This is a genomic window from Pseudomonas sp. SDO5271_S396 (assembly GCF_054071795.1).
Map to the genome: position 1 here is coordinate 63,639 of NZ_JBSVWB010000034.1, position 8,309 is coordinate 71,947.

Here is an 8,309-nt window from a genome sequence, read left to right on the forward strand (position 1 = left end):
CCGGCACTGGCCTCCCGCACCCCACCACCCTGCCCGACTGCATCCCCCCCTATAATCAAAGGGCTGCAAGACGGCAACAGGCTGATATTGATCGCCCTTCCAGGCCGGAAAATCCCTTCAAGGCTCTACATTCAGGCTGTAGGACACAGTTTGAAATAGTCGCTCGGTTGAATCACCCAATGGCGCACCTTATATACCCCGCAGTACGCGACATATTAAGCATGAGGAGAACCTTACAACCATGATGCGCATCCTGCTGTTCTTGGCCACTAACCTGGCGGTCGTGCTGATTGCCAGCATCACCCTGAGCCTGTTCGGCTTCAACGGGTTCATGGCGGCCAACGGGGTTGACCTGAACCTCAATCAGCTGCTGGTTTTCTGTGCGGTCTTTGGTTTTGCCGGTTCGCTGTTCTCGCTGTTCATCTCCAAGTGGATGGCGAAGATGAGCACCAGCACCCAGGTCATCACCCAGCCACGCACCCGACATGAGCAATGGTTGCTGCAAACCGTAGAGCAATTGTCCCGCGAGGCCGGTATCAAGATGCCCGAGGTCGGGATCTTCCCGGCCTACGAGGCCAACGCCTTCGCCACCGGCTGGAACAAGAACGACGCCCTCGTGGCCGTCAGCCAGGGCATGCTGGAACGCTTTTCCTACGATGAAGTGAAGGCCGTACTGGCCCACGAGATCGGCCACGTGGCCAACGGTGACATGGTCACCCTGGCGCTGGTACAAGGCGTGGTGAACACCTTCGTGATGTTCTTCGCACGGATCATCGGCAACTTTGTCGACAAGGTGATCTTCAAGAACGAAGAAGGCCGTGGCATCGCCTACTACGTGGCAACCATCTTCGCCGAAGTGGTACTGGGCTTCCTGGCCAGCGCCATCACCATGTGGTTCTCGCGCAAACGGGAATTCCGTGCCGATGAAGCCGGTGCCCGCCTGGCCGGTACCGGGGCGATGATCGCAGCGCTGCAACACCTGCGCTCCGAACAAGGCCTGCCGGTGCACATGCCGGACAGCCTGACCGCGTTCGGCATCAACGGCGGCATCAAGCAGGGCATGGCTCGCTTGTTCATGAGCCACCCGCCGCTGGAAGAGCGGATCGACGCGCTGCGTCGTCGGGGCTGACAGGCAACAGAGGACAAAAAGGGGCGATCTGATCGCCCCTTTTTTTGCCTGCGAATTGTGTGGATAGACTTCTACCGCATCGCAGGCAAGCCAGCTCCCACAGGTGATTGGCAATGGTTGGAAAGGTTTTGCCAGCAGGGCCATCGCGCCGAACGCTTTCTCGCCATCAATAGAGATCTCCTGTGGGAGCTGGCTTGCCTGCGATAGCTATTGCAGGTTCAACGCTTCTCCAACTGATAGACATGCTCTTCCAGACGCGTGACGCCATCTTGCACGAACTTCCAGCTTGCCCCCAGAATGTCCTGCTCTTCCAGCACTTCCAGGGCCCAGCGCTCGCCCAAGAGCATGCGGACCTCCTCATCCGTCACCGCAAACGGCGGGCCGGCCTTCTGGGTCTGGTCATAGTCGAGGGTGACCAGCAGGCCCTGGCAACCCGCTGGCAGGTGGGTGTTCAAGTGCCCAACGTATTGCGCACGCATCAACGGTGGCAAGGCGATCAGCGCCGCACGGTCGTAGAGTGCCGTGCAATCGCTCAGAGCCGCGGCGTCCAGCGCGAAGAAATCGCCGCACCACACTTCGATCGAATCGGCCTGATAGACCTTGAACGCGCCCGTGAGGCTGATCTTCGGCACCAGCCCTTGTTCATTGAAGAACGCATCGACTGCCGACTCCGACAGCTCAACGCCCATTACGCGGTGCTCCTGACTGGCCAACCAGACCAGGTCCAGGCTTTTACCACACAACGGCACCAGCACTTTCGCCCCCATCGCGAGTGCCATCTGCGGCCAGTGCCGCTGCAAATACGGATTGACCTCGGGCAAGTGAAAACCGATCTGATTGCGCGCCCAGCGCTCATGCCAAAACTTAGGCTCCATTAATCACTCCGAAAATTCGATCAAAAGGCGCTAAAACTTATATTAGATTTAGATCAATGATCTGATTGAAGATGGCACCATCTTAACGCTCAGGACCCTCTTCATGCTCCCCAGTCTGTTTATCTCCCACGGCTCCCCCATGCTGGCCCTGCAACCCGGCGCCAGCGGCCCAGCCCTGCAACGCCTGGCTGCCGAACTGCCACGTCCCAAGGCGATCGTGGTGGTATCGGCCCACTGGGAAAGTCCCGAATTACTGGTGGGTGCCCACCCGGCCCCGGAAACCTGGCACGACTTTGGTGGCTTCCCCCGTGAACTCTTTGCGGTGCAATACCCGGCACCGGGCGATCCACAATTGGCGAACGAAATCGTTGCGCTGCTTCACGCCGACGGCCTGAACGCTCGGCTCGATGACCATCGCCCCTTCGATCACGGCACCTGGGTGCCCTTGTCGCTGATGTATCCGGCGGCCGATATCCCGGTGGTGCAAGTTTCGTTACCCAGCCGCATGGGTCCTGCCCTGCAGACCCGGGTGGGCCACGCCCTCGCCAGCCTGCGCAACCAAGGTGTGCTATTGGTCGGCTCCGGCAGCATCACCCACAACTTGGGCGAACTGAACTGGCACGCAGGCCCCGAAAGCATCGAGCCCTGGGCACGGGACTTTCGCGACTGGGTGGTGAACAAGCTGGCTGCCAACGATGAAGCCGCGCTGCATGACTATCGCCACCAGGCGCCTCACGCCGTGCGCAGCCACCCCAGCGACGAACACCTGTTGCCGCTGTACTTTGCGCGCGGCGCGGGCGGTGATTTCAGCGTGGCGCATCAGGGGTTCACGATGGGAGCGTTGGGAATGGATATCTATCGCTTTGGTTGAGGACGCGGAGCGCCCTGGGCGGCATTCCCACGCGGAGCGCGGGAACGATCAGCCATGTGAAATGCCAGACAAAAAAAATCCCCGAACCAGTCGGGGATTTTTTATGTGCGATCAATCAGCCCAAAAGCCGATCAATCTTCGCGGTAGCGACGCAGCTTCAATTGCTTGCCGGCAACGCGAGTGTCTTTCAGCTTGGTCAGCAGTTTTTCCAGACCGTCTTCCGGCAGTTCCACCAGGGAGAAACTGTCACGAACCTGGATACGACCAATGGCTTCACGCGCCAGGCCACCTTCGTTGAGGATAGCGCCCAGCAGGTTCTTCGCCGCGATACCGTCACGCGCACCCAGCGCGGTACGGCAACGGGCACGGCCTTCGGCCAATGGGATCGGAGCGCGACGCTCACGGTCACCACGGTCCGGACGGTCGCCGGAACGCTCTGGACGATCACCGCGTGGCGCGCTGTTCGGCACCAGTGGGCGCTCTTTCTCGATAGCGGCCAGGTTCAACGCCTGACCATTGGTGGCCTTGCGCAGCAGAGCTGCTGCCAGGGCGCGTGGCGTGCAGCCAATATCGGCGGTCAGACGGTCCAGCAGGTCGCCGTGGGTCGACTCGGCGTCAGCCACCAGTGGCGACAGGCTGTTGGTCAGTTTCTTGATGCGCGCATCCAGAACCGCCTGGGCATCCGGCAGACGCACTTCAGCGACTTTCTGACCGGTCACACGCTCGATCACTTGCAGCATGCGGCGCTCACGTGGCGTCACCAGCAGCAATGCACGGCCTTCGCGACCGGCACGGCCAGTACGGCCGATACGGTGCACGTAGGACTCCGGGTCGTACGGCATGTCGACGTTGAACACGTGGGTGATACGCGGAACATCAAGACCACGGGCCGCCACGTCGGTCGCCACAACGATGTCCAGACGGCCATCCTTGAGAGAGTCGATCACGCGCTCACGCTGGTTCTGGGCAATGTCGCCGTTCAGCGCAGCGGCTTTGTAGCCTTTGGCTTCCAGGGCGCTGGCCAGGTCCAGGGTCGCTTGCTTGGTGCGCACGAACATGATCAGGGCGTCGAAGTCTTCGACTTCCAGCAGGCTCAGAACAGCCGAGGTCTTCTGGTCAGCGTGAACCAACAGGTGAGCCTGTTCGATCGCGGTGACGGTCTGAGTCTTGGTCTGGATCTTCACGTGCTCCGGATCGCGCAGGTGGCGTTCGGCAATGGCACGGATCGATTGCGGCAGGGTTGCCGAGAACAATACGGTCTGGCGGGTCGGTGGCAGCGCCTTGAAGATGACTTCCAGGTCGTCCATGAAGCCCAGCTTGAGCATTTCGTCAGCTTCGTCGAGTACCAGGTGGTTCACGGTCGACAGGACTTTCTCGTCACGACGCAGGTGGTCGCACAGACGGCCAGGGGTGGCGACGACAATTTGCGCGCCATTACGGATGGCTTTCAGTTGCGGGCCCATGGGCGCGCCGCCGTAAACGGCCACAACGGTAACGCCCGGCATCAGCTTGGCGTAGGTTTCGAAAGCGGTTGCTACTTGCAGCGCCAACTCACGGGTTGGCGCCAGGATCAGGGCTTGCGGTTCGCGCTTGGCAGGATCGATGCACTGCAGGATCGGCAAAGCGAACGCGGCGGTTTTGCCGGTACCGGTTTGCGCCTGGCCAATCATGTCCTTGCCGGCCATGATGATCGGGATCGATTGCTGCTGAATCGCCGAAGGCTCTTCGTAGCCGGTCGCTTTGACGGCTTCGAGAATATTCGGGTTGAGATTAAAAGCGGCGAAGCCGCCGGTTTCCTGGGTCATGGGTCTGCCTCTGAGTGCATCCGCAAAGACCCATGCTCCAAAGCTGCACATGCCGTGTTGAGACTCAAGAGTCGCCCTGGCTGCTTTGTCGGCGGGGATTTGCGAAAACGAATGAATGAAAAAGATTCGTCAAGGGAGAGTCCGCTGGGCGGACGTGCAGCCGAAGCTGGCTTCGGGGAATTGCACTACCTAAACGCGACCCGGTTAAAGGCCGGCGCGCACTATACCGGAATTACCTGAAAAAGGGAGCTTTTTTTATCGGAAAACACCGATAAACCGCGCTGCGTCACCGCCTTTGCACATCGGTGTGGCAGGGTCTATTTTTCAAAGGCCCGGCCCTGCTGGGCAGAAAAGCTTAAACGTTTCACCCGATGATAGAACTCCACTGGTCCGAAACCCTCTTCCAAGCCCGAGGCACACCCGATGAGTCAACCCAGCAGCAGCCGCGTCAGCCGTGAACTCCAGGGCCATGTCCTGCTGTTGGGGCTGGACCGGGTCGCCAAACGCAACGCCTTCGACCTGGATCTGCTCAATGAACTGAGCCTGGCCTATGGTGAATTTGATCGAAACGACGACGCACGGGTGGCCGTGGTGTTTGCCCATGGCGACCACTTTACCGCCGGGCTGGACCTGGCCAACGTCAGCGCGGTGATGGCCGGCGGCTGGCAGGCGCCCCTCGGCGGCTGCGACCCCTGGGGGGTGTTCGCAGGGCCGCGGGTCAGCAAACCGGTGATCGTTGCCGTGCAGGGCTACTGCCTGACCATCGGTATCGAATTGATGCTGGCGGCGGATATCAACCTGTGTGCGAGCAATACCCGCTTTGCGCAGATGGAGGTCCAGCGTGGGATCTTTCCCTTTGGCGGCGCGACATTGCGCTTTCACCAGATTGCAGGTTGGGGCAATGCCATGCGCTGGCTGCTCACCGGCGATGAATTCGACGCCCATGAGGCCTTGCGGCTGGGCTTGGTACAGGAAGTGATGGCCAGCGAAGACCTGCTGCCCCGCGCCCTCGAACTGGCCAACCGGATTGCCCGTCAGGCCCCGCTGGGGGTGCAGGCTACGCTGATGTCGGCGCGTCAGGCGCGAATGGAAGGCGAAACCGTCGCGGCGGCGGCGCTGCCACCGATGGTGGATAAGCTGCTTAACAGCGAGGATGCCAAGGAGGGAGTGCGGGCGATGGTCGAGAAGCGGCCGGGGGTGTTCAAGGGGATTTAGTCGCCGGCAGTGATGGCCTCTTCGCGGGCAAGCCCGCTCCCACATTTGTACATGTACATCCTTTGGAATGCGGTCGAATGTGGGAGCGGGCTTGCTCGCGAAGGCGTCGGAACAGGCACCACTAGGTCGCAGGTCGAATCGCCTTGATCAACGACTGCAACGAATACCCCAACCTCGGCGCCAAGGCCTCGGCCCGGGCCGAAAGCCCTTCAACGTCCACCTCCTGGTCCAACTCGGAAGGCACCAGCAGAATCACATTGCCCTCCTTCACCGGCAGTTCCCAGTAATGCCGGTGATACAACCCGCGCAACAATGCCGCCCCCAACGGTTTGCCATCATCGGTGGCCCACTGGTTGATCACCAGCCAGCCGCCGGGGTTGAGCTTTTTCTGGCAGTTTTCCAGAAAAGTCCAGGCCAGGTGCCCGACACCCGGGCCGACATCGGTATAAAGGTCGACGAAAATCAGGTCGGCCGATTCGGCGCTGTCGAGCAGTTGCAGGGCATCGCCGATGCGAATGTACAGGCGCGGGTCATCGTCGAGTCCGAGGTATTCGATGGCCAGGCGTGGCACGTCGGGGCGCAGCTCGATGGCTTCCACATCGTCCAGGGGCAGGAACTTCAGGCAGGCCTGGGTCAGCGTGCCCGCGCCCAGGCCAAGAAACAGCGCGCTTTCCGGCTGTTCATGGCACAACGCACCGATCAGCATCGCACGGGTGTAGTCGTACTCCAGCCAGCTCGGGTCGGCGGTGAACACACAGCTTTGCTCGATGGCGTCGCCAAACTCGAGGAACCGGTAATCGTCCACTTCGAGCACACGGATCATGCCGAAGTCATCATGGACCTCAGCCAGCAGGCGCTCGACACGCTCCTCTGTCATCACTACTCCTAACGGGTTGGCTGCACGGCAAAGGCGCGATTGTCGGCCAACCGGCGGCAACAGGTCACGCACTAATTGCTGATAACATTGGCGCCCGACCGTCAATCAGCCAATCGAGTTCATGATGAGCCAACCCTGGAGCCCCGACAGCTGGCGCGCCCTGCCGATCCAGCAACAACCCCAGTACCCGGACGCTGCACACTTGCTGCAAGTGGAGCAGAGCCTGGCCAGCTACCCACCGCTGGTGTTTGCCGGGGAAGCCCGTGAGTTGCGTCGTCAGTTCGCCGAAGTGACCCAAGGCCGCGCCTTTTTGCTGCAGGGTGGCGATTGCGCCGAGAGCTTTGCCGAGTTTTCCGCCGCAAAGATCCGTGACACCTTCAAGGTGCTGCTGCAAATGGCCATTGTGATGACCTTCGCCGCTGGCTGCCCGGTGGTAAAAGTTGGGCGCATGGCCGGCCAGTTCGCCAAGCCGCGTTCGGCCAACGATGAGACCATCGACGGTATTACCCTGCCCGCTTACCGCGGCGACATTGTCAACGGTATCGGTTTCGACGAGAAAAGCCGCGTACCCGATCCGGACCGGCTGCTGCAGTCATATCACCAGTCCACCGCCACCCTGAACCTGCTGCGCGCCTTTGCCCAGGGCGGTTTCGCCGACCTGCACCAAGTGCACAAGTGGAACCTGGACTTCATCGCCAACTCCGCCCTGGCCGAGAAGTACAGCCAACTGGCCGACCGCATCGACGAGACCCTGGCCTTCATGCGCGCCTGCGGCATGGACGATTCGCCGCAGTTGCGCGAAACCAGCTTCTTCACCGCCCACGAAGCGCTGCTGCTCAACTACGAGCAAGCCTTCGTGCGCCGTGACAGCCTGACCAACGATTACTACGATTGCTCGGCGCACATGCTGTGGATCGGTGATCGCACCCGCCAGCTGGACGGAGCCCACGTCGAATTCCTGCGCGGGGTGAACAACCCGATCGGCGTGAAAGTCGGCCCGAGCATGAACCCCGATGACCTGATCCGCTTGATCGACATCCTCAACCCGGAAAACGACCCCGGGCGCCTGAACCTGATCGCGCGCATGGGCGCCGGCAAGGTTGGCGACCACCTGCCCAACCTGATCCGTGCGGTGCAGCGTGAGGGCAAGCAGGTGCTCTGGAGTTCGGACCCGATGCATGGCAACACCATCAAGGCCAGCAGCGGCTACAAGACCCGTGACTTTGCACAGATCCTCAGCGAAGTGAAGGCGTTCTTCCAGGTGCATCAGGCCGAAGGCAGCTATGCCGGCGGGATTCACATCGAGATGACCGGGCAGAACGTCACCGAATGCATCGGGGGCGCGCGGCCGATCACCGAAGATGGTTTGTCGGACCGCTACCACACCCACTGCGATCCGCGAATGAACGCCGATCAGTCATTGGAATTGGCGTTTCTGATTGCCGAGACCTTGAAACAGGTCAAACGCTGAGACCTTTAATCGCCTGCTCTGACGCCATCGCGGGCAAGCCCGGCTCCCACATTTGATCGCGTACTC

7 protein-coding genes are annotated in these 8,309 nt (G+C 61.0%); 4 read left to right on the forward strand and 3 right to left on the reverse strand.

The window, feature by feature from the left end:
* Window positions 1–241: 241 nt before the first annotated feature.
* Window positions 242–1,129 (forward strand): protease HtpX, encoded by an 888-nt coding sequence (gene htpX / locus ACW9IN_RS21250; protein WP_457367661.1) that lies wholly within the window; start codon window positions 242–244, stop codon window positions 1,127–1,129.
* A gap of 218 nt (window positions 1,130–1,347) precedes the next feature.
* Here the strand turns inward: htpX and ACW9IN_RS21255 are convergent, their stop codons facing one another.
* A complete protein-coding gene (locus ACW9IN_RS21255) occupies window positions 1,348–2,004 on the reverse strand; it encodes a thiopurine S-methyltransferase (RefSeq protein ID WP_457367662.1) in 657 nt (218 codons plus the stop codon).
* A 103-nt stretch (window positions 2,005–2,107) separates the two neighbouring features.
* On the opposite strand from ACW9IN_RS21255, the gene ACW9IN_RS21260 reads away from it, so the two are divergent.
* Window positions 2,108–2,875 (forward strand): DODA-type extradiol aromatic ring-opening family dioxygenase, encoded by a 768-nt coding sequence (locus ACW9IN_RS21260; protein ID WP_457367663.1) that lies wholly within the window; start codon window positions 2,108–2,110, stop codon window positions 2,873–2,875.
* A 131-nt stretch (window positions 2,876–3,006) separates the two neighbouring features.
* On the opposite strand, the gene ACW9IN_RS21265 is transcribed toward ACW9IN_RS21260, so the two are convergent.
* The gene (locus ACW9IN_RS21265) at window positions 3,007–4,680 is read right to left on the reverse strand and encodes a DEAD/DEAH box helicase (RefSeq protein ID WP_457367664.1); all 1,674 of its coding nucleotides are present in this window, start codon (window positions 4,678–4,680) and stop codon (window positions 3,007–3,009) included.
* A 423-nt stretch (window positions 4,681–5,103) separates the two neighbouring features.
* On the opposite strand from ACW9IN_RS21265, the gene ACW9IN_RS21270 reads away from it, so the two are divergent.
* Window positions 5,104–5,895 (forward strand): crotonase/enoyl-CoA hydratase family protein, encoded by a 792-nt coding sequence (locus ACW9IN_RS21270; protein WP_457367665.1) that lies wholly within the window; start codon window positions 5,104–5,106, stop codon window positions 5,893–5,895.
* A gap of 121 nt (window positions 5,896–6,016) precedes the next feature.
* On the opposite strand, the gene ACW9IN_RS21275 is transcribed toward ACW9IN_RS21270, so the two are convergent.
* Window positions 6,017–6,772, reverse strand: a complete 756-nt coding sequence (locus tag ACW9IN_RS21275) for a spermidine synthase (protein ID WP_457367666.1) — start codon at window positions 6,770–6,772, stop codon at window positions 6,017–6,019.
* A gap of 124 nt (window positions 6,773–6,896) precedes the next feature.
* On the opposite strand from ACW9IN_RS21275, the gene ACW9IN_RS21280 reads away from it, so the two are divergent.
* The gene (locus ACW9IN_RS21280) at window positions 6,897–8,243 is read left to right on the forward strand and encodes a class II 3-deoxy-7-phosphoheptulonate synthase (RefSeq protein ID WP_457367667.1); all 1,347 of its coding nucleotides are present in this window, start codon (window positions 6,897–6,899) and stop codon (window positions 8,241–8,243) included.
* The last annotated feature ends 66 nt before the right edge of the window (window positions 8,244–8,309 follow it).